The organism is Sphingobacterium sp. UBA2610, assembly GCF_002339225.1.
GTDB classification, from domain to species: domain Bacteria; phylum Bacteroidota; class Bacteroidia; order Sphingobacteriales; family Sphingobacteriaceae; genus Sphingobacterium; species Sphingobacterium multivorum.
On the sequence record NZ_DDKA01000006.1, the window covers coordinates 83,845 to 104,877 of the forward strand.

A 21,033-nucleotide genomic window follows, 5' to 3' on the forward strand; every position below is an offset into this window, starting at 1 on the left:
AAGATAGTTTAGGTTGATTTTAACAAATCAACCTTTTTAATTTTTGAACAACGTCATGATACAAGAGAAGACGAGTAGACCTATTTTTTCTATTTTGTTTGCCGTGAGCATGGTGCATCTTTTGAACGATATGATTCAGGGAGTGATACCGGCGACCTATCCCTTGCTCAAAGAAGAGCATCATCTAAGCTTTTCTCAGGTTGGGATGATTACAATGGTTTATCAGATAGCAGCTTCAATATTCCAGCCCGTTGTAGGCTCATTTACGGACAAACATCCTGTACCATACTCTCAGATCATTGGGATGTCTTTTTCCCTTCTCGGTATGCTTTTGTTTTCGAAAGCACATAGTTATGAATGGATCTTATTTTCTGTTTTTCTGGTCGGGATTGGTTCTTCAATCTTTCACCCTGAATCTTCTCGTGTAGCTTATATGGCATCGGGAGGGAGAAGAAGTATGGCACAATCTATTTTTCAGATTGGAGGAAATGGAGGGACCGCAATGGCCCCAATCATTGTCGCTTTTTTGGTATTACCGAGAGGGCAGCAGGCGATCGCCTGGATGTGCTTATTTACGATTCTTGGCCAATTTATATCTTATTATATTGGTAGTTGGTATAAAAAGAGACTTCAAAGCTTTGCCAAATCAACGAAGAAAACAATACGCGTGCCTGATCTACCCAATAGCCGAATCGTCGTGACCGTTGTTATACTCCTCTTACTGATTGTTTCAAAATACTTCTATATAGCAAGTATTACAAACTATTTCCAGTTTTATACCATCAAGAAATTTGGGATTAATGAAGTGGAAGCACAAGTCTATCTATTTTATTTTCTGATAGCTGTTGCGGTGGGAACATTACTGGGCGGAGTATTCGGGGACCGATTTGGTCGCAAATATGTCATTTGGTTCTCCGTCTTGGGCGTTGCACCATTTGCATTAGCATTACCCTATGTCGGACTTACGATGACGGGAATACTAATCGTGATTATTGGATTGATTTTATCATCAGCTTTTCCAGCAATTATTGTTTATGCACAAGAACTATTGCCTAAGAAGTTGGGCATGGTTTCAGGTTTATTTTACGGCTTTGCATTTGGAATGGGAGGGATTGGATCCGCTGTACTTGGCTGGCAGGCAGATCATACGTCCATCGAGTTTATTTATCACCTATGTTCCTACCTGCCATTGATGGGTATTGTGGCTTATTTTCTTCCCAATCTACAAAAAACACCTTACAAAGAAATCTAGATTTGGCATATAGGCGCATGTTAAACACGAAAGAGCGGATTTCAATAAAATATCCGCTCTTTTTTGTTATTATTTGATGCAGTCCATCCAGGCTGAGGCCATCATCTGTGCGCCGGCAAGGGTAGGGTGTACACCATCTGCTGCCCAGTAGGCACCAGGAGCATTCTTTTGGGCATTGTCGAATATTTTTTGATAGGGAATTAGAATTGCGCCAAATTCTTTGGCGACCTCACGAGCGGATTCTTGGTAGGCCAAAAATTTTGGATACCACGCTTCAGTAATGTGACCTACGCCCTTTACTGCAAAAGGTTCTCCAATGATCAATTTGACGTTTGGAAGCTTTTGTAATGTCTCCTGTAGTAACTGTTGGTATTGGGATTTATACTCCTCAACCGTTGTCTGTGCTCCGCGGTCGATTGTTCGCCAGAAATCGTTCACACCGATCAAAATACTCAATACAGTGGGTTTTATTGCCAGTGTATCCTCCTGCCAGCGCTTTTGAAGATCGGGCACACGATTTCCACTAATACCTGTATTATATACCTTTAGTTTTTTTGCCGAATATTTATTTAAGAGCTGGCTGGCAGCCAATAGAGCATAACCATGTCCAAGTGCTGCGGTATCATTGGCATTTCTATTGTTTCTATCTCGGCCCACATCCGTAATGGAATCGCCCTGAAATAAAATGATGTCGTCGTTATTTAAACTGATTTTTGAGGAACTGGCGGTGGATTCGTGAGCGAATACATCGTTTCCCAGTATATTGGCACCAGTCAATAGACCGGAACCAATAATGCTTTTTTTGATAAATGATCTGCGGTTTGTGTTCATTATTAGGTTTTTGTTATGTTTAAAGTTACATACTTTAAGCATACTTTTCCAAACCTTTTATAATGATGTTACACGCTTTTTCAATTTCCAGATCTGTAATAGTCAATGGAGGAGCGACACGCAGTGCTGTTTCACAATGCAGATACCAATCGATCATAACCCCGTTTTCAGCACAATACTTACTCACGTTGTAAACCTGATCAAAGGAATCCAATTGCAGACACATCATAAGACCTAATCCTCGAATTTCTTTAATTGCAGGGTGTCGGAGTTTTTCTTTAAATAAAAGCGATTTTCGCTCGACCTGTTCTACCAATTTTTCTTCCTTGATAACAGCCAGTGAAGCCCGTGCTGCGGCACAACTTACGGGGTGGCCCCCAAAAGTCGTGATATGTCCAAGCATGGGATTATCCTTAATAACATCCATCACTTCTTTGGCTGCAACAAATGCGCCTAGGGGCATGCCACCACCGATTCCTTTGGCAAGCATCAGGACATCTGGGACGATAGCAAAATGCTCAAAAGCAAAGAGACGGCCTGTGCGGCCAAAACCAGTTTGGATTTCATCAAAGATCAGTAGGGTACCTGTTTCATTACAGCGTTTTCTGACGGCTTGCATGTAAGCGATATCCGGGACTCGGACACCCGCTTCCCCCTGAATAGCTTCGAGGATGACAGCAGCAGTTTGTTCCGTAATCTTTGTTAGATCGTCCAGATCATTAAACTCGATAAAATCTATTTCGGGAAGGAGGGGGGCATACGCTTTACGGTACGCATCGTTTCCGATAAGACTGAGCGCGCCTTGTGTACTGCCGTGGTACGCCTTTTTTGCAGCGATAATCTGCCTGCGACCGGTATATTTCTTTGCTATTTTCATTGATCCCTCTACGGCTTCCGTTCCACTGTTGGTGAGGTAAACCGATTGAAAATTAGGAGGAAGTTCTGCTAATAATTCTGTAGCAAATTGCACCTGTGGGGCCTGCACAAATTCACCATAAACGGTGACATGTAGGTACTGGTCCAATTGTGATTTTATAGCTTCCAAAACCTTCGGGTGACGATGGCCTATATTGCTGACATTGAAGCCAGAGACCAAATCCATGTATTCTTCTCCATTTGGGCCATAAAGGTAGACACCTTCAGCCTTAACTACTTCAACCAATCTAGGTGAGCTAGATGTTTGAGCGGTATTCATTAAAAATAATTCTCTGTTGCTTAACATGATCTTACAAATGTCCGAAAATAAAAAAGAAGTCTTCAAGACTTCTTTTTTATTTTCGAGATTATTTTCTTCTATTCTGCAGGGATTTGTATAGATGTTCCCTGAATTCCTGTTCTACTTCAAAAAATTGCGATGCTCGCGCATTGCCAATAACTTTGGCAAATTTGGCCCGATATTCTTTTTTGATCTCCACTTCCTTAGCATCATACTGTAAGACGTCTCTGGAGCCACCTCTAAAACTATTTTTTGGAGCACCATTCAATTTTTCTTTCCTGATATCCCAAAGCGTTTGGCTGTATTCATTATAGAGCGGGAAGAATTGCTGAGCCTCTCTCGGAGTTAAATCCAGTTCTTTAGTAATGTAAGCTATTTTTTCATTTTCTATAGCTTGAAATCGATTTTTGTCTTGCGCAAAGCCCAAGGCAATAGAAAATATACTAAAGAACAATGTTATCCATATGTATTTTTTATTGAACATCATTATAAGGTATAATTTAGATAATCTTCTATTTCTTGTTTAGATATATTACTTCCAAATCCCTTAGTAGGGAGATTTGCTTCGTCAGTATACTGGGCCATATAGATCATATCGTCACCAGAAGCCGACTCCGCAAGGTAATTAATGATTTCCTGCTTAGGAATTTCTGACAAATGCTGGCTTAACTGCTCTTCTGCAACAGCTTCTACAGGAGTCGTATTTTGCTGTTGATATTGATAACCCCAATATCCGCCTATACTCAACATAGCCGCAAAGGATGCCGCAACCGCATAACGAGCGTACCATTTTTTAGGTTTCCCAATCTGACGGATCGGTGTATTATCCTTTTCAAGCATTTGAACACGATCAATGATGCTGTCCGAAAGAATCTCAAAATAATGTTGTGGTACATCAAAACCTGCAGTCACAATCGTTTCTTTTAGTTTTTCTTCAGCAATACGAGCAAAAATTGTCGATTCAACTATTTCTTCGTAGCCAACAGGAGCTGTAAAACCATCTGTCGGAACTGTTTCCTTCAATTTCTCCGCCGCTAAACGGGCGAAGATGGAGTCTTCAAGGGTTTGATTATAAGCAGAAGGCATGGTAAAGCCATCCGATGCAATCGTTTCTTTTAATTTGTCTTCTAAAATTCGGTTGAAGATAGTTGAAGATAGTTCAGAAGCATAATTTTCAGGAATTTCAAAGCCGTCTGTAGTAACCTGATTTTTTAAACTATCTTCCGCAACCTTACACATTATGGCGTCAGATAAGCTATTAAAATATCCTTCTGGAACCTCAAAGATGGATTCTTCCTTGCATTCAACCAATTTGACTTGCGTAATTATTTTTGATTCTAAATCACTGAAATAATTTTCAGGTAAGCCAAATGGATTTTCACGCAACGATGCTGGAAGATTTGTAGGCTCCAGCCCATCATGATATGTGCCATTTTCCTTCATAGTATCTGTTAGAACCTAATTTCGCTAAAAGGTTTAATCGTTGTTGTTAAAAAATGCCTCTATTTTTTTGACAGCTAAATGATAAGAGGCTTTAAGCGCTCCGACACTTGTTCCGAGTACTTCTGAAATTTCTTCGTATTTCATATCTTCAAAATATTTCATATTGAAGACCAATTTTTGCTTTTCTGGCAAAGTCAACAAAGCCTGTTGTAATTTCATTTGAGCTTTATCACCGTTAAAATAATTGCCATCAGCAAGCGTTTCTGCCAAATAAGCAGTCGTGTCGTCATCCAACGACACGTTCTGCTTTTGCTTTTTCTTATTTAAGAAGGTAATACATTCATTTGTTGCGATACGATAAAGCCAAGTGTATAATTGTGAGTCTTCACGGAAATTCCCAAGGTTTTTCCATACTTTGACAAAGATATCTTGAACAACATCGTCCGCATCGTCATGATCGATGACCATTCTTCGCACATGCCAATAAATCTTCTGTTGATATTTCTTCAACAATAAACGGAAAGCTTCTTCTCGCGTACTCTCTTCGGCGAATTTTGCTATAATTAAAGCGTCATCCATATATTGACTTGCGTAGTTTTGTTATTTTCTTTTGATTACTTTTTGAACCGCAGCCACAATAGCCGCAGCATTCAAACCGTATTTTTCCATCAATTGAGCAGGAGTACCTGATTCTCCAAAACTATCATTTACGGCAACGTACTCTTGTGGAGTAGGTAACTCTCTTGTTAACACTTGAGCAACGCTATCACCCAAACCGCCAAGACGATTATGCTCTTCTGCCGTTACGACACATTTGGTTTTCGCAACAGATTTTAAAATAGCTTCTTCATCCAAAGGTTTGATGGTATGGATATTGATAATCTCAGCGTTGATACCCAACTCAGCTAATTTCTCGCCAGCTTGGATAGCTTCCCATACTAAATGACCTGTAGCAATGATCGTAACATCCGTTCCTTCATTTAATAATACCGCCTTACCAATCACAAATTCTTGATCAGCAGGAGTGAAGTTAGGAACTACGGGACGGCCAAAACGCAAATAAACTGGTCCCTCATATTTTGCTGCTGCAATCGTAGCGGCTTTTGTTTGATTGAAATCACAAGGATTGATCACTGTCATTCCTGGCAACATTTTCATCAAGCCGATATCTTCTAAGATTTGGTGAGTTGCACCATCTTCACCTAAGGTTAGGCCGGCATGCGACGCTGCAATTTTTACATTTTTGTCCGAGTATGCAATCGATTGGCGAATCTGATCATAAACACGTCCTGTTGAGAAATTTGCGAATGTACCAGTGAATGGTATTTTACCACCGATCGTAAGTCCGGCAGCAATTCCCATCATATTAGCTTCCGCGATACCGATTTGGAAAAAACGTTCTGGAAATTCTTTGATAAAATCGTTCATTTTTAACGAACCAATTAAATCAGCACATAATGCAACTACATTCTCATCTTGCTTTCCTGCTTCTAGTAATCCCGCACCAAATCCTGAACGTGTATCTTTTGACTCTGTATAAGTATATTTTTTCATTCTAGTAATCTCCTAAAGTTTCTGTAAGCTGATTCAATGCCGACGCCAATTGTTCGTCATTTGGAGCAACACCATGCCATTTATGAGAACCCATCATAAAATCAACACCGTTACCCATTTCAGTATGCATCAGAATAATGACTGGTTTACCTTTTCCTGTGCGTGACTTAGCTTCTGCTAAACCTGCAACAACAGCATTCATATCATTGCCTTTAGCAATTTCCATCACATCCCAGCCAAATGCTTCCCATTTTGCACGAAGATCCCCAAGAGATAATACTTGATCTGTAGATCCGTCAATTTGTGCTTTGTTATAGTCAACAGTAGCAATTAAATTGTCAATCTTGTTGTGTGGCGCGTACATTGCAGCTTCCCAAACTTGGCCCTCCTGCAATTCTCCATCACCCATTAATACATAAACTAGATTATTGTCTTTATTCAATTTTTTTGCCTGTGCGGCTCCAATTGCAACAGATAATCCTTGTCCCAATGATCCCGAAGCAATACGAATACCTGGAAGGCCTTCGTGTGTTGTTGGGTGACCTTGAAGTCTGGAATTGATTTTTCTGAACGTTGCTAATTCGCTCACTTCAAAATATCCCGCACGTGCCAATGTACTGTAAAATACAGGAGAGATATGTCCGTTTGACAGGAAGAATAAATCTTCTCCTTTTCCATCCATGTCAAAGGAAGGATTGCGTTTCATTGCATTGAAATAAAGCGCCACAAAGTAATCTGTACAACCTAACGAACCACCTGGGTGTCCTGATTGACAAGCGTGTACCATACGTACGATATCACGTCTTACCTGTGATGCAATTTGTTCTAGTTTGTTAATATCTGCACTCATTTTTTTTGTTGGTTTCACAATTGGTCGTAAAGTTAACTATTTTTAAGCTAGATGCTTGTTAAAAAATGAATTTATATTGACTTATTCCAGACTGACAATGTATTTGGCCTGCAGATTTTTATTTTTTTTGTACCTTGCTTCACTTTATAAAACCAACAATTTTCAGCATAATGCTTAATCAACTCAAAAGCTGCGTTTTTTTTCAGCGCTCTCAGTCCTATATTTGCATTCTTCTGCCCAGCACAGCAACATTTATCATAAGGATTGGATCGATTTTAACAAAAATGGAAAAAAGGATATTTATGAAGACCCCAATCAGAAAATAGCCAGTCGCGTGGAAGATTTGTTGCGCCAAATGACTGTTCAAGAAAAGGCCAATCAGACTGTCACACTTTACGGTTATGGGCGGGTTTTGAAGGATGAACAGCCCACTGCCGCTTGGGACAAAGAGATTTGGAAATACGGCTTGGCCAATATTGACGAAATGTTGAATAGCTTAGCTTATAATAAGTCGGCAAAAAGTTCATTTTCGTATCCCTTCAGCCGCCACGCTCAAGCCTTAAATAATGTTCAACGATGGTTTGTGGAAAATACACGACTTGGTATTCCGGTTGATTTTACCAATGAAGGAATTCATGGACTCAACCATGATCGGGCTACCTCCTTGCCGGCACCAATCAATATTGGAAGTACATGGAATACTGCGCTGGTACGTAAAGCTGGTGATATAATTGGTAGGGAAGCCAAGTATCTTGGCTATACAAATGTTTATACGCCTATTCTTGACGTTTCTAGAGATCCACGATGGGGAAGAGTGGTTGAAACCTATGGAGAAGATCCGTTTCATATTGCCGAAATGGGAAAACAAGTTGTTTTGGGGATTCAAAAAAATGGCGTCGCATCCACATTGAAACATTATGCGGTCTATTCTGTGCCCAAAGGGGGGAGAGATGGCAATGCACGAACGGATCCGCATGTTGGCTTTCGTGAGATGCATTCGCTTCACCTCTATCCATTTAAAAGGGTCATAAAGGAAGCCAAACCTTTAGGAGTCATGAGTAGTTATAATGATTATGATGGCGTGCCGGTATCTGCCAGTAGTTATTTTTTGCAGGACTTACTCCGCAAAGAATATGGGTTTGAAGGATATGTAGTTTCTGATAGCGAGGCCCTAGAGTTTATTTACAACAAACACCATGTTGCTGCAAACTATAAAGAGGCTATTAAACAGGCATTGGAGGCGGGTTTGAATGTGCGGACAAATTTTGATCCACCGAGTACCTATCTAACACCGTTAATGGAACTAATAGAGGAAGGGGGGCTGGATACCAAAATATTGGATCAGCGGGTTCGCGAAGTCCTGACGGTGAAATTTAAATTGGGATTATTTGATCATCCATTGAGAGAAGATATAGCGATAGCCGATAAAAAGGTGCATACCCCCGCAGATGAAGAAGTATCACTTCAAATGAATAAGGAGTCTATTGTTCTGTTGAAAAATGAACAGAATCTTCTTCCAATAGACGTGAATAAATACAAACGAATTTTGGTTACGGGACCAATGGCAGAAGCAACAAATTATACGACAAGTCGATACGGGCCATCCAATAACCCAATCACAACCATCAAAGATGGGATTATAAACTATGGAAAAACAAAGGCACTTCGGGTTGATTATGCAAAAGGGGTAGATGTCGTGGATAAAAACTGGCCTGAGAGTGAGATTATTCCAACAGACTTGTCAAGTGAGGAGCTGGAAAAGATGGCCGAAGGTGTCCGTCTCGGTAAAGAATCAGACCTAATCATAGCAGTAATGGGCGAGTCGGAACGGGAAGTCGGTGAAAGTCGATCGAGGTCAGATCTAAATTTGCCAGGCAAGCAACGCGACTATTTAATGAAATTGAAAGAAACAGGTAAACCTATTGTGCTGGTACTTGTCAATGGTCGTCCACTTACTGTCAATTGGGAAAATAAGTATCTACCTGCAATTGTGGAGAGTTGGTTTCTTAGTAATCAGTCGGGAAATGTTCTTGCCGAAATGCTGTTTGGAGGGTATAGCCCTAGTGGAAAATTGCCCATTTCATTTCCAAAGTCTGTAGGACAGGTTGAGATGAATTTTCCGACCAAGCCCGCTGCACAGGCGGGGCAACCCGGGGTCGGACCCAATGGGTGGGGAAATAGTCGGGTTGTTGGCTTTTTATACCCTTTTGGATATGGATTAAGCTACACAGATTTTAGTTTTTCAAATTTACAACTCACGAAGAAACAGATCAGACCAACGGATTCCCTTACAGTTACGGTTGATATTGAAAACATAGGGAAGAGGAAAGGCGCCGAAGTTGTTCAGCTTTATATCAAAGATGTGCTGTCTTCGGTAACGACATATGAGATGGATTTGCGTGGGTTTGAAAAAATTGAACTTAATCCAGGAGAGAAAAGGACCATACGGTTTACAATACTACCTGCCCACCTGGAACTTTTGGATCAGCACAATAACTGGACAGTTGAACCTGGCAAATTTGAACTATTTATCGGTAATTCTTCTGTTAATCTTCCGCTTAAGGATTCATTTGAAGTGGTCAATTAGGTTTAAAATTGCCAGACCAAATAGATGACGGATGGCAATCATTCCTTAGGACTTAGGGTATAAAAAAAAGGATTCAGCAAAATTAACTACTGAATCCTTTTTTTATTGTATCGAATAGCTGTGATTACATGGCCTCTGCCACTACTTCAGTCACTTCCGGAACCATGCGTTTCAACAATCCTTCAATGCCTGCTTTTAAAGTAATTGTAGATGATGGACAACCGCTACAAGAACCCTTTAGTTCAACCGTTACCACACCTTCATTAAATGATTTATAATGTATAGCACCCCCATCTTGTTCAACAGCAGGTCGTACATAATCGTGTAAAACTTGTTGTATCTTAACTTCAGTTTCGGTGCCCTCAAAATCCACTTCTGTGTCGTGGTGTACCGTTTTTACAGCAAGTTCAGACTCTACAGCACCTTTTACAAAATCTTTCAACAAAGCTTCGATGTCTTCCCATTCTGCATCTTCCGTTTTGGTAATAGTAACGAAGTTACTCGCGAAAAATACACCACTTACAAAATTAAATTTGAACAATTCAAGTGCAAACGGTGAATCTTGTGCTGCTTCTTTATTTGGATAATCTACACTACCGTTGATCAACAATTTATTGACCAAGAACTTCATTGTAGAAGGATTGGGGGTAGACTCTGTATATACGTTAATCGTAGCCATGTAATATCTATTTTATTCCAAACAAATATAGGTCAAAAGGAGCTTTCTTAAGGTCATCTATAAGTAAAAGCTTATAAAGTAACACCTGTGTAGTTAGAAGGACTGATCGCTTTCAGTTCCTCTTTAACTTCCGCTGACACATTTAGATTATCAACAAATGTCGCTATTGTTTCTTTCGTGACATGCGTGTTGGTACGTGTTAGGTCTTTTAAAGCTTCATACGGTTTTGGATAGCCTTCTCGTCTTAGTATCGTTTGTAGCGCTTCGGCAACAACAGCCCAATTATTTTCAAGATCATTGGCCAATGCCTGTTCGTTTAAGATCAATTTGCGTAACCCTCTCAAAGTTGATTTAATAGCAATTAGGGTATGTGCAAATGGAACACCAATATTACGTAATACCGTAGAATCTGTTAAATCCCGTTGAAGACGGGAAACAGGTAACTTCGCTGCAAGGTGCTCGAAAATTGCATTTGCAATACCTAAATTTCCTTCTGCATTTTCAAAGTCAATCGGGTTGACTTTATGTGGCATAGCCGAAGAACCGATTTGACCGGCAGTAATTTTTTGTTTAAAATATTCCATCGAAATATATGTCCAAATGTCACGGCATAAATCGATGACAATATTGTTGATCCGTTTTAAGGCGTCACAACTTGCCGCAAAGTTATCGTAGTGCTCAATTTGCGTGGTCGTTTGTGAACGGTCTAAACCCAAGATATTGTTGACGAAATTATTTCCAAAATCGATCCAATTTGTCGCTGGATATGCAACGTGATGCGCATTAAAATTACCAGTCGCTCCACCAAATTTAGCTGAATACGGTACTTGATGTAATAGTTGCAATTGACGTTCAATACGTTCAATGAAAACATAGAACTCTTTGCCCAAACGAGTTGGAGATGCTGGCTGTCCATGGGTACGTGCCAACATCGGGATCTCTGACCACGAAGTTGCCAAAGATTTCAATTCATGAAGCAATTCTTCGATTGCAGGTGTATAGCTCTCTTTAATTGCTTCTTTCCAGGAAAGTGGAATGGCTGTGTTATTGATATCTTGTGAAGTCAAACCAAAATGAATAAATTCAAGGTAGTCCTGTAATCCTAATTTTTCAAATTGATCTTTTAGAAAATACTCAACAGCTTTAACATCATGGTTCGTAACTTTCTCTGTGTTTTTGATCCAAATGGCATCTTCTTCAGAAAAATTCCTATAGATATCCCTTAATTTTTCATTTAGTGTTTTGTCAAACTGTTGCAATTGAGCGATACCAGACTCGCTTAATGCAATAAAATATTCGACTTCTACGCGTACACGATATTTTATTAAGGCAAATTCGGAAAAAAATGCTGAAAGTTCATTAGTATTATTGTAATAGCGTCCGTCAATAGGCGTAACTGCTGTTAAAGATGATAAAGCCATAGATTGAATGATTTTTGGCAAAGGTAAAAAAATGCTTGGAGCTTAGCAATTTAATTGGTGTAGATATAAAAAAAGCCTCCTTACTGAAGGAAGCTTTCTATACGGTGTAAATTCTTTTCAGAGAATTAGTGAGCAGCTTTAGTTGAATCAACTTTAGCAGCAGCTGAATCTACAGCAGATTTTGCTGAATCTACAGCAGTTTTTGCTGAATCCAATTGAGTGTTAGCTGAATCTAGTGCAACGTTAGCTGAATCAGTAGCAGCGTCAGTTTTTTTAGCAGTTTCACCACATGATGCGAAAGCCAATGTTAAAGCTAAACCTAAGAAACCGAATTTGAATGCGTTTTTCATTTTATTAAAATTAAAATATTTTTAAATCTTGTTATTTAGGAGTTAATACCATTAAACAAAAAAGGTAACCCGTGTATTTCTTTTTTTGAAAAAAAAAAGAAAGGCCTTTCGTAAAAAAGGCCTTCCAAAAGCTCTATTCAGTCCTAAATTATTTTTTAGTAGCAGCTGAATCAACTTTAGCAGCAGCTGAATCAACTTTAGCAGCAGCTGAATCAACTTTAGTAGCAGCTGAATCTAATGTGTTAGCAGCTGAATCAACTAAAGCAGAAGCTGAATCTGCAGCACCTTCAGCTTTTTTCTCTGAATTGTTACAAGATGCGAAAGCTACAGTTAAAGCTAAACCTAAGAAACCGAATTTTAATGCGTTTTTCATTTTCTAATTTTCTAATTTAAATTGAAATAATTTTCTTTTTCATCTCTTAATACACGTAACCAAAAAAGGTAACCCAAAAAATAATATTTTTTTGAAAATATTATTAACAAGCTGTTTTTAAGTGTTTTATAGTTGTGTGTTTTATTCGAAACGTTCCTGATTCCAATATTTTGTTGATAAGATATCGTGCGATAAAAGGTAAGTTGCTGTCCATTCGTTTGTTTACCGGATAATTCCATAGTGTCAATTTGTATCATGCCGTTTCCAAACAATTTTCGATTATTTTTCTTATTTTAAAAAGTAAACACTTAAAAAGAAATTGCAATTATGTTTGATAAAGTAAAGAATATAATGGATTTGGCAAAATCAATAGACTTTGGCAAATTGGAAGAAATATCGAAGAAAGTGGATTTGGGAGCAGTAATGGATGCCGTATCAAAAATGGATGATAAGCAGCTTCATGGTTTAATGAAAATGCTGAGTGCAGGAAAAGAAAAAAAGGAATTACCTCCTATTAATGGTGATTTCTATGCTATGGATAGCAAATTAAATGATTCAGATAGTGCATTGCAATTGAAGGTGCGGGAATTTATGGAGAATGAAGTCAAGCCAATTGTCAATAAATATTGGTTAAGAGATGAATTTCCTTTCGAAATTATACCGAAACTAGCCGCTTTAAATATTTGTGGCTATACCTACGATGGGTATGGCTGTATGGGGGGCAGTTCTTTAATGGAGGGGATCATCGCAGCGGAGATAGCGCGTGTTGATGCTTCTGTAGCGACTTTTTTTGGCGTACAGAGTGGTTTGGCTATGGGATCAATCTATATATGCGGATCCGAAGAACAAAAACAGGAGTGGTTGCCTAGAATGCAGAAAATGCAAGTGATTGGTGCTTTTGGTCTAACCGAGCCCGAAGTAGGGTCGGGAGCAGCGGGCGGATTGACAACAACCTGTAAGAAGACCGCCGAAGGTTGGGTGTTAAATGGTCAGAAAAAATGGATCGGGAACTCCACCTTTTCGGATATAACCATTGTTTGGGCTAGGGATCTTGATGATGATGAAGTTAAAGGTTTTATCGTACGAAAAGATAACCCAGGTTTTTCAGTTGAGAAAATTAAAGATAAGATGGCTTTGCGTATTGTACAGAATGGTCTTATTACTTTAGCGAATTGCATCGTTCCAGAAAGTGATCGCCTGCAAAATGCAAATTCCTTTAAAGATACAGGAAAGGTTCTTCAGATGACGCGAGCAGGTGTTGCTTGGATGGCCGTTGGATGTGCGCGAGGCGCCTATGAAAATGCCTTGGATTATACGCGTAAAAGGAGGCAATTTGGTAAACCAATCGCCTCTTTTCAGCTTATTCAAAATCACCTGGTCGAAATGTTGTCCAATTTAACGGCCATGCAAACGCTTGTCTTCAGATTATCTGAATTACAGGATAAGGGTGAGCTAAGAGATGAACATGCCTCGCTGGCCAAAGTCTTCTGTTCTTTACGTACGAGGGATATTGTTTCCAAGGCTCGAGAGGTCATGGGCGGAAACGGTATTCTGTTGGAATATAATGTCGCACGCTTTTTGGCCGATGCTGAAGCCATTTATTCCTATGAGGGGACAAAAGAAATCAATTCACTTATTGTTGGTAGAAGTATAACTGGATTTAGTGCCTTTGTTTAGGGATTATCAGGCTGGTCTTTGGCATTCTGTTGCCAAATATCGCTTAATATATAAAACTGGCGTTGTTCCGTAACAACGCCAGTTTTACTTCATTTGGAGCAAAAATCTAATTTTCTATTTCCGTTTGAATCGCATAATAGCAATATCTCCCATGATAAATGTCAATGTATTCTCGCTTATGCTAAAGGTATTTACCTTTTCTAAGGTCGAAAAGAAGGTTGCTTCACCATTACCTTCACAGGCCATTTTTGTCGACATAATGGGGCCAAAATTGATGGTGTTTCCATTCGTTTTAAAAGTCATATTGTAGTTATTGCAGCTGCTATTTCCGTTTACTTTACCACTGGAAGCATCAAAGATCATGGTTGGTTTACGATTGGGATATAGGCCGTCGAAAGCAATCCGTGGGCCGGATATATAATCAAGTTCCCAAGTTCCACTAAGTTGTTGCTTATTGTCCTGAATCAGTTTAAATTTTGCCAGGGGAGCCATTTTCGCTTTGTTTAAGCTAAGAATACCATCCTTAACCGTATAATTATCTGCAGCAATAAGGTTTTTGGATAAGGCTTGTTCAATAGACATATCCGGACAGGCCATCATCGTAGACATACCCTGAGCAAATTTAACCTTTCCATTCTTTGATAAAGTCAATTCTCCACCGATGCCATTACATCCCCCACTTGCACTGTAACTTTTTTCGTCCAGCTGGAGGTAAGGCATTTTGCCGTTGATCTGAGCCGCTACTGGCTGTCCATTGATTTCAATCAATTGCCATTTTTTTCCAATTACTGACGACAGGCTACTGTCTGTGTTCTGCTCATTCGCGTTTTTCTTGATCACAGAGCAACTTCCAAGACTAACGATTAAGATGGCCAGTATGGCGATGTTTTTAAAGTTCATATTCTAAATTTTAACCTATTAACACCCTTTTTAACGTTTGGTTTGACAAAATGCTACAAAAGTTCACAAACAAAAAAAGGCTTCCAATTAGAAGCCTTCTTTATCAGTAGGATAAATCTTACGATTTGTTTTTATTTTGTTGTGCCTGTTGTTGTGCACGCATCATTTCTTCCATTTTCGTTTGGAAGCTCGATTTTTTATCTGCTTTTGGATTCTTTTTATTTTCCTCCAATTTAGCTAAGATTTTCTCATCATTCACCATAGTGCGAATAACCAACTGCGTTAAGAACGTAAATAATGCACTTAAGAAATAGTAGTAATTCAAACCCGCTGGGAAGCTATTCAAAACAAAGAAGAAAATCAACGGCATGATATAGCCCATGTATTTCATTTGTCCTGTAGCACCAGATGTAGCGTTGTTATACCAGGTCGTTAACAGTGTTGTCAATGTCATCAAGATACACATCAAAGAGATGTGATTGAATGATCCAAAAATAGGTGCAAATGTGAATAGCGTATCATAAGTTGACATGTCCTTCATAAACAAGAAGCTTTGTCCTCTCAATTCAAATAAATTTGGAAAGAAGTAGAAGAACGCAATGGTAAATGGCATTTGTAAGACAAGAGGAAGACATCCGCCAAGTGGATTCACACCAACCTGTTTGTACAATTTCATTTGCTCCTGCTGCATCAACATTTGATTGTCTTCACCCACTTTTGCTTTGATCTCATCCAGCTGCGGTTTTAAAACACGCATTTTGGCCATAGAGACATAAGACTTGTAGGTCATTGGGGAAAGAATCAACTTCAACATCAATGTCAATAAAAGGATAACGATACCGTAGCTCATATGGAAACCATCCAGGAAGTTGAATACAGGTACTGTAATCCATTGGTTGATCCAACGCATAGGGCCCCAACCCATATTGATAATCGATTGATAATCATTTCCTTCAGCCTTCAATACATTGTATTGATTTGGCCCAAAGAAGAAGTTTAAGGAATAGTTGTTGTCTTTGTGGTTATCAAATGCTAATTCCGCGTTTGTGTTGTAGAATTTAACGATATCGGTTTCTGACGCATGTTTTACATCCACTTTTGCGTTGACAAAGCCATCTTTAGTGCTGAGGATACTAGAGAAGTAATGCTGCTTGAATGCAATCCATTGTACTTTTTTCTCCAATGCTTCATCAGCATCTTTTGATTCGGAAAGGTGATCTACTTTATTATCTTCTTTATAATACAGGGTAGATTTCTGTCTTTCCGATTCTATGTTTTGCTCTTTCTGTCTCAACGTGGTGTTCCAGTTCAGGGTCAACGTTTTTTGACTCTGCGGAATTAAATTCTGTATCCCTTTTGTGTTAATGTCCAGTCCTACATTATAACCTTTGCCAGCAATCGAGTATACATATTCAATATATTGATCGGCACTGTAATTTAGTCGGAATTTCACAGATTGTTTACCTTCAGCAGAAACTTGGATATCCGAAGACTCTGTACTGAAGTATAAATCATTTGTTGACACATTTTGACCAGCTGCGTTAAATTGAAAACCAAACTTGTTGTCGTCGCCATCAAAAAGCATCAACGGTTTTCCATTGAAATTCTTTTCGCCTTTTAGTTCTACGGATTTAACCTTACCACCTTTTGTACTGATTTTGGCAATGATTTTCTCGTTTTCAATCGTAATGACTTTCTCCGTTCCAAATTTTGTCGCGCCAAAAGGTTTTTTCAATTCCGCCGAATCAGCAATCACTGCTGTTTGTGCTGCTTTGGCTTTAGCGGTAGAGTCACTTTCGGCAGGCAGTCCTTTTTCTGTACGCGCTTTAGCCTCTTGTCTCGCTTGTTCTTGTTTGATTTCTGATTCTGAAGGCTTCATCAGGTAAAATGAACCAGTGATGATAGCAAACATCAGGACCAAACCAATTAGGGTATTTCTATCCATTTTTAATAATTAAACTTAATTAATTGTATCCTTCTATTACTACTTTGATTTTTTGTTGGCCAAAGCAGCGGCTACAAAGCTAACAAAAAGTGGGTGAGGATTTGCAACAGTTGACTTTAATTCTGGATGAAATTGTCCGGCAACGAAAAATGGATGGTTTTTCAATTCGACAATTTCAACTAATCCAGTCTCCGGGTTGAATCCTGAAGCAATCATTCCAGCTGCTTCATATTGTTTTAAATAGTCATTGTTAAATTCATAACGGTGACGGTGTCTTTCAGAAATTTTTGTTTTACCATAGATGGCAAAGGCTTTAGTTCCTTTTTTAATTTCGCAGTCGTAAGCACCTAAACGCATTGTACCGCCCATATTGGTGATATTCTTCTGTTCTTCCATCAAATTGATGACCGGATTGCTCGTGGTGGCATCCATCTCGAAACTATTAGCGTCTTTCAGACCCAATACGTTTCTTCCGAATTCGATAACCGAACATTGCATACCTAAACAGATACCAAAGAACGGAATATTATTTTCACGAACATACTGAATAGCATTTAGCTTGCCGTCCAAACCGCGTTCGCCGAATCCTGGAGCAACCAAAACTCCATCCATACCTTTTAGCTTTTCAGCAACATTTTCTTTTGTAACACTTTCAGCAGCAATATAGCTTACTTTTACTTTACATTCGTTTGTTGCTCCTGCATGGATAAATCCTTCGATAATGGACTTGTAAGCATCTGGAAGTTCTACATATTTTCCAACCAAAGCAATATTCACTTCACTAGTTGGGTTTTTGAGTTTGCCAAGGAAGTTCTTCCAATTTTCTAAATCAGGCTCATTTTTGTTGGAAAGTTTTAGCTTTGTTAATGCTGTTTTATCAAGATTCTCCTTTAGCATCAGTAATGGAACGTCATAAATCGTCGACGCATCGATAGATTCTACGACGGCGTTGATGTTGACATTACAGAATTGCGCTAATTTTTTACGGATTTCTTGTGATAATTTATGTTCAGTACGACACACTAGAATATCTGGTTGTACACCATATTCCAATAATGTTTTTACTGAATGTTGCGTAGGTTTAGTTTTAAGCTCACCTGCAGCAGCTAGGTAAGGGACTAAAGTCAAATGGATAACCAGCGAATTATTGGCTCCTAATTCCCAGCGAAGTTGTCTTACGGCCTCCACAAAAGGTAAGGACTCAATATCGCCCACGGTTCCGCCCAATTCAGTGATGATAATGTCATATTCACCAGACTCACCCAACAGTTGCATTCTGCGTTTTATCTCATCTGTGATATGGGGAATCACTTGAACAGTTTTTCCTAAATATGCACCTTCACGTTCTTGTTGGATAACGTGTTGATAGATGCGGCCTGTCGTGACGTTATTTGCTTGTGAAGTAGGGACGTTCAGGAAGCGCTCGTAATGACCTAAGTCAAGGTCTGTTTCAGCACCATCTTCCGTAACATAGCATTCTCCATGCTCATATGGATTTAATGTTCCTGGGTCGATGTTAATGTAAGGGTCGAATTTTTGAATGGTAACTTTATAGCCACGCGCCTGGAGAAGTTTAGCAAGGGAGGCAGCAATAATACCTTTCCCCAACGACGAAGTAACGCCGCCCGTAACAAAAATATATTTAGTCATAACAATTAAAGGATTTTCAATTTTATGTGGTCAAAATGACCAATAATAGTTGCTTTATGTACGGGATACAAAGATAGCAATTTTTATTCAAAATCAGAATTGAAGATCGCTCGAATAATTAAATTAAAAATAGATGTTACCTTGGCTATCGATTGTCGTCTTTAATGTAGGCTGTGCTTTTGACTTGATTTCAATGCGATAGAAATTAATACTGTTTGAAAATACAATCTCATAATTTTTTTGCTCATTTATAATTTCAGGATATAATTTGCTTAACTCCTGAATTGACGTTGCATAACGTTTTTTATCGTTTCTATAGATCTGTTGCAGGTAAAAGATATTCCAGGTAACTTTTTCGAGCGCGAGGAATTGCTGGTCGATAGGTTGATGGTTTGCATCATCAACAAATTTTATATGTCCCCATCGCTCGGGGTAATGCATATTAACGAGGCCGATTGGAGACCATACCCAGTTCTCTTCAGCGAGCGTCTTACCCGTATTGTCTTTTCTCTTGCTGTAGGTGGTTTCGGTGTTGTCATAATGCCACTGAACGCGTGAGAAGTTTATCTTCCAGGTTTCATTTACTTTGATCTGATTTCCTTCGCCAAAGTATTTTAGACTTTTTACAGGTATTTTCATTTCCACAGTCCAAAATTCATCCTTGTCTTGTGGATTGTTGATGGACCCGGCATGATAGACTGCAGTTTCAATATCTTTTGTGTCCCAATTTAGATTAGCCCTACCGCCAAAGCGATAAGGTTTAGTCATCAAAAGATCCATAACTGTATTTAATGCATTTATTTCAATCTCTATATATTCCGGAGAGAATAGATTTGGCTTGAGAAAGATCTCAAAATCATTGTCATGATAGATGATTGTATCTTTCTGTCTTAAATATCCTTTGATATGAGGTTCTTGAAGCTTGGCAAAAAGATAAAGGTTTTCTTTATCCCAAAGCATCTTGACTTGCGTCTTAAAAGTAGGAACAGGCTTATTTAATCCCTCAATATCCTTAAAAGAGTCTGTCCATGGCGCTTTTGACCAGGAAGCCTCATCGTCCTTTCCGTCAATCGTGATTGCATCTGTTGCTGGGTGTACATAATAGGTTTCAGGGCGCGACTGTAACTGAAGAAATTCATTCAGATTCCGTTGTGCAAAAGTAAAGGTCGGATAGCTTATAAAAGCAAGGATAAAAGCTATAATTCTCATCAAGATACAGTTTGATTTTTAACGGCAGCAAAGTGAAGATGGAACAAAATTAGGATGTTTTTAACTATTGTGATCATCTACGATTCTACCTTTCAGATACGAAGCTAAAAGTAAGTAAAATGTTTTAGCGCGGCAAAGAGGAGGGTGTGATTTTAGGAAACAATATATAATTGTCCTAAATTTATTACAGAAGCAGTGGTTTGTATGACCTGCGTTTTGGAAGCTACGGGTGGTAGGGTATAAAAAAAGGCTTTGAATGATTTCAAAGCCTTTTTTTATGCCGTGGTAGTCGTAATTAGATTCTTTTCGATTTAATACGAGCAGCTTTACCAGTAAGGCCGCGTAAATAGAATAATTTCGCGCGACGAACTTTACCGTAGCTGTTTACTTCAATTTTTTCAATGTTTGGTGAGTTTACAGGGAAAATACGTTCAACACCTACACCGTTTGAGATTTTACGAACGGTAAAAGTAGCGTTAGCACCTTCGCTGTTTAATTGAATTACTACACCTTGGTACACCTGTACACGCTCCTTATTTCCTTCGCGAATTTTATAATGAACGCTGATGGTATCTCCAGCTTTGAAAGCGGGAATTTCATTCTTTACTACCGCTTGTTCTTCTACAAATTTTACTAAATCCATGATTTCGAGTAATTATTAACGATTTATATCCTGTAAAAATCGGAATGCAATATTACGACTTATTTTCTGAATATAAAAATACTTTTTTAAAAAACTATTGACTGATATTCAAATCGGATGCAAAGATATGAAAATGAAATGGATAATCTAAAGATATTTTGAATATTCCTTTGTAGGCTATATGGAAAGGGTTTTTGATTGCTAAATTCAATAGAATATATTCTTTTGATAAAAATATTATGCAATCAATCAGCTGTTTAGTGATTAATTTTCTATAGGGTGTTGACAAAGTCAAAAAATGATTCGATATTTGTGCCACACAAAACAAAGGTGATACCTTTTCGGGGTGTAGCGTAGCCCGGTATCGCGCCACATTTGGGATGTGGAGGTCGTAGGTTCGAATCCTGCCACCCCGACTTAAAAGCTCTAACGAAAGTTAGAGCTTTTTTTGTA

Annotated in this window: 19 protein-coding genes and 1 tRNA gene; 4 read left to right on the top strand and 16 right to left on the bottom strand. The window is 38.8% G+C overall.

The window, feature by feature from the left end; genetic code table 11:
- Positions 1 to 55 precede the first annotated feature (55 nt).
- Positions 56 to 1,252 (top strand): MFS transporter, encoded by a 1,197-nt coding sequence (locus B4Z47_RS04535; protein WP_070563062.1) that lies wholly within the window; start codon positions 56 to 58, stop codon positions 1,250 to 1,252.
- Positions 1,253 to 1,321: 69 nt separating this feature from the next.
- On the opposite strand, the gene B4Z47_RS04540 is transcribed toward B4Z47_RS04535, so the two are convergent.
- From B4Z47_RS04540 to B4Z47_RS04570, 7 genes are all read right to left on the bottom strand, one after another.
- Positions 1,322 to 2,083 carry an SGNH/GDSL hydrolase family protein gene (locus B4Z47_RS04540; RefSeq protein WP_115046669.1) on the bottom strand — a complete coding sequence of 254 codons (762 nt, stop codon included), beginning with the start codon at positions 2,081 to 2,083 and terminating at the stop codon, positions 1,322 to 1,324.
- 34 nt (positions 2,084 to 2,117) lie between these two features.
- Positions 2,118 to 3,305: an aspartate aminotransferase family protein gene (locus B4Z47_RS04545; protein ID WP_115046670.1), complete on the bottom strand. Its 1,188-nt coding sequence runs from the start codon at positions 3,303 to 3,305 to the stop codon at positions 2,118 to 2,120.
- A 61-nt stretch (positions 3,306 to 3,366) separates the two neighbouring features.
- The gene (locus tag B4Z47_RS04550) at positions 3,367 to 3,786 is read right to left on the bottom strand and encodes a hypothetical protein (RefSeq protein ID WP_231585177.1); all 420 of its coding nucleotides are present in this window, start codon (positions 3,784 to 3,786) and stop codon (positions 3,367 to 3,369) included.
- Positions 3,786 to 4,742 carry a hypothetical protein gene (locus B4Z47_RS04555; RefSeq protein WP_070563055.1) on the bottom strand — a complete coding sequence of 319 codons (957 nt, stop codon included), beginning with the start codon at positions 4,740 to 4,742 and terminating at the stop codon, positions 3,786 to 3,788. Before B4Z47_RS04555 ends, B4Z47_RS04550 begins: the two co-directional genes overlap by 1 nt.
- 33 nt (positions 4,743 to 4,775) lie before the next feature.
- Positions 4,776 to 5,321, bottom strand: a complete 546-nt coding sequence (locus B4Z47_RS04560; protein WP_046671841.1) for an RNA polymerase sigma factor — start codon at positions 5,319 to 5,321, stop codon at positions 4,776 to 4,778.
- 21 nt (positions 5,322 to 5,342) lie between these two features.
- On the bottom strand, positions 5,343 to 6,296 hold the full coding sequence (locus tag B4Z47_RS04565) for a transketolase family protein (protein ID WP_046671842.1): 954 nt from the start codon (positions 6,294 to 6,296) through the stop codon (positions 5,343 to 5,345).
- A gap of 1 nt (position 6,297) precedes the next feature.
- Positions 6,298 to 7,146 carry a transketolase gene (locus B4Z47_RS04570; protein WP_070563052.1) on the bottom strand — a complete coding sequence of 283 codons (849 nt, stop codon included), beginning with the start codon at positions 7,144 to 7,146 and terminating at the stop codon, positions 6,298 to 6,300.
- A 223-nt stretch (positions 7,147 to 7,369) separates the two neighbouring features.
- Here B4Z47_RS04570 and B4Z47_RS04575 point away from each other — a divergent pair, with 223 nt between their 5' ends.
- Complete coding sequence (locus B4Z47_RS04575) at positions 7,370 to 9,733, top strand: glycoside hydrolase family 3 N-terminal domain-containing protein (RefSeq protein WP_236560283.1); 2,364 nt, start codon at positions 7,370 to 7,372, stop codon at positions 9,731 to 9,733.
- 124 nt (positions 9,734 to 9,857) lie between these two features.
- Here the strand turns inward: B4Z47_RS04575 and B4Z47_RS04580 are convergent, their stop codons facing one another.
- From B4Z47_RS04580 to B4Z47_RS04595, 4 genes are all read right to left on the bottom strand, one after another.
- Positions 9,858 to 10,412 (bottom strand): NifU family protein, encoded by a 555-nt coding sequence (locus tag B4Z47_RS04580; protein ID WP_115046673.1) that lies wholly within the window; start codon positions 10,410 to 10,412, stop codon positions 9,858 to 9,860.
- Between the two features lie 71 nt (positions 10,413 to 10,483).
- Positions 10,484 to 11,833, bottom strand: a complete 1,350-nt coding sequence (purB, locus tag B4Z47_RS04585) for an adenylosuccinate lyase (RefSeq protein ID WP_115046675.1) — start codon at positions 11,831 to 11,833, stop codon at positions 10,484 to 10,486.
- 125 nt (positions 11,834 to 11,958) lie between these two features.
- Positions 11,959 to 12,183 carry a hypothetical protein gene (locus B4Z47_RS04590; RefSeq protein ID WP_046671847.1) on the bottom strand — a complete coding sequence of 75 codons (225 nt, stop codon included), beginning with the start codon at positions 12,181 to 12,183 and terminating at the stop codon, positions 11,959 to 11,961.
- A gap of 148 nt (positions 12,184 to 12,331) precedes the next feature.
- Positions 12,332 to 12,556, bottom strand: a complete 225-nt coding sequence (locus tag B4Z47_RS04595) for a hypothetical protein (protein ID WP_046671848.1) — start codon at positions 12,554 to 12,556, stop codon at positions 12,332 to 12,334.
- 327 nt (positions 12,557 to 12,883) lie between these two features.
- Here B4Z47_RS04595 and B4Z47_RS04600 point away from each other — a divergent pair, with 327 nt between their 5' ends.
- Entirely contained in the window at positions 12,884 to 14,233 is a 1,350-nt protein-coding gene (locus B4Z47_RS04600) for an acyl-CoA dehydrogenase family protein (protein WP_201303583.1), read from the top strand.
- Positions 14,234 to 14,347: 114 nt separating this feature from the next.
- On the opposite strand, the gene B4Z47_RS04605 is transcribed toward B4Z47_RS04600, so the two are convergent.
- The 5 genes from B4Z47_RS04605 to rplS all read right to left on the bottom strand — a co-directional run bounded on the left by B4Z47_RS04605 (position 14,348) and on the right by rplS (position 20,580).
- Positions 14,348 to 15,133 (bottom strand): META domain-containing protein, encoded by a 786-nt coding sequence (locus B4Z47_RS04605; protein WP_115046679.1) that lies wholly within the window; start codon positions 15,131 to 15,133, stop codon positions 14,348 to 14,350.
- A gap of 118 nt (positions 15,134 to 15,251) precedes the next feature.
- Positions 15,252 to 17,078 carry a membrane protein insertase YidC gene (gene yidC / locus B4Z47_RS04610; protein WP_070563034.1) on the bottom strand — a complete coding sequence of 609 codons (1,827 nt, stop codon included), beginning with the start codon at positions 17,076 to 17,078 and terminating at the stop codon, positions 15,252 to 15,254.
- Positions 17,079 to 17,117: 39 nt separating this feature from the next.
- The gene (locus B4Z47_RS04615; protein WP_046671852.1) at positions 17,118 to 18,728 is read right to left on the bottom strand and encodes a CTP synthase; all 1,611 of its coding nucleotides are present in this window, start codon (positions 18,726 to 18,728) and stop codon (positions 17,118 to 17,120) included.
- A 123-nt stretch (positions 18,729 to 18,851) separates the two neighbouring features.
- On the bottom strand, positions 18,852 to 19,937 hold the full coding sequence (locus B4Z47_RS04620) for a carbohydrate-binding family 9-like protein (RefSeq protein ID WP_070563028.1): 1,086 nt from the start codon (positions 19,935 to 19,937) through the stop codon (positions 18,852 to 18,854).
- A 295-nt stretch (positions 19,938 to 20,232) separates the two neighbouring features.
- Positions 20,233 to 20,580, bottom strand: a complete 348-nt coding sequence (rplS, locus tag B4Z47_RS04625; protein WP_046671854.1) for a 50S ribosomal protein L19 — start codon at positions 20,578 to 20,580, stop codon at positions 20,233 to 20,235.
- Between the two features lie 342 nt (positions 20,581 to 20,922).
- Between rplS and B4Z47_RS04630 the strand changes: the two genes are divergently transcribed.
- Positions 20,923 to 20,996 (top strand) — tRNA-Pro (locus B4Z47_RS04630).
- Positions 20,997 to 21,033: the final 37 nt, after the last annotated feature.

Coding starts and splice junctions, on each gene's coding strand:
- B4Z47_RS04565 (WP_046671842.1), bottom strand. CDS start 6,296: ATGAAAAAATATACTTATACAGAGTCAAAAGATACACGTTCAGGATTT.
- B4Z47_RS04605 (WP_115046679.1), bottom strand. CDS start 15,133: ATGAACTTTAAAAACATCGCCATACTGGCCATCTTAATCGTTAGTCTT.
- B4Z47_RS04570 (WP_070563052.1), bottom strand. CDS start 7,146: ATGAGTGCAGATATTAACAAACTAGAACAAATTGCATCACAGGTAAGA.
- B4Z47_RS04615 (WP_046671852.1), bottom strand. CDS start 18,728: ATGACTAAATATATTTTTGTTACGGGCGGCGTTACTTCGTCGTTGGGG.
- B4Z47_RS04600 (WP_201303583.1), top strand. CDS start 12,884: ATGTTTGATAAAGTAAAGAATATAATGGATTTGGCAAAATCAATAGAC.
- B4Z47_RS04560 (WP_046671841.1), bottom strand. CDS start 5,321: ATGGATGACGCTTTAATTATAGCAAAATTCGCCGAAGAGAGTACGCGA.
- B4Z47_RS04620 (WP_070563028.1), bottom strand. CDS start 19,937: ATGAGAATTATAGCTTTTATCCTTGCTTTTATAAGCTATCCGACCTTT.
- B4Z47_RS04595 (WP_046671848.1), bottom strand. CDS start 12,556: ATGAAAAACGCATTAAAATTCGGTTTCTTAGGTTTAGCTTTAACTGTA.
- B4Z47_RS04545 (WP_115046670.1), bottom strand. CDS start 3,305: ATGTTAAGCAACAGAGAATTATTTTTAATGAATACCGCTCAAACATCT.
- yidC (WP_070563034.1), bottom strand. CDS start 17,078: ATGGATAGAAATACCCTAATTGGTTTGGTCCTGATGTTTGCTATCATC.
- B4Z47_RS04590 (WP_046671847.1), bottom strand. CDS start 12,183: ATGAAAAACGCATTCAAATTCGGTTTCTTAGGTTTAGCTTTAACATTG.
- B4Z47_RS04555 (WP_070563055.1), bottom strand. CDS start 4,742: ATGAAGGAAAATGGCACATATCATGATGGGCTGGAGCCTACAAATCTT.
- rplS (WP_046671854.1), bottom strand. CDS start 20,580: ATGGATTTAGTAAAATTTGTAGAAGAACAAGCGGTAGTAAAGAATGAA.
- purB (WP_115046675.1), bottom strand. CDS start 11,833: ATGGCTTTATCATCTTTAACAGCAGTTACGCCTATTGACGGACGCTAT.
- B4Z47_RS04540 (WP_115046669.1), bottom strand. CDS start 2,083: ATGAACACAAACCGCAGATCATTTATCAAAAAAAGCATTATTGGTTCC.
- B4Z47_RS04550 (WP_231585177.1), bottom strand. CDS start 3,786: ATGATGTTCAATAAAAAATACATATGGATAACATTGTTCTTTAGTATA.
- B4Z47_RS04535 (WP_070563062.1), top strand. CDS start 56: ATGATACAAGAGAAGACGAGTAGACCTATTTTTTCTATTTTGTTTGCC.
- B4Z47_RS04580 (WP_115046673.1), bottom strand. CDS start 10,412: ATGGCTACGATTAACGTATATACAGAGTCTACCCCCAATCCTTCTACA.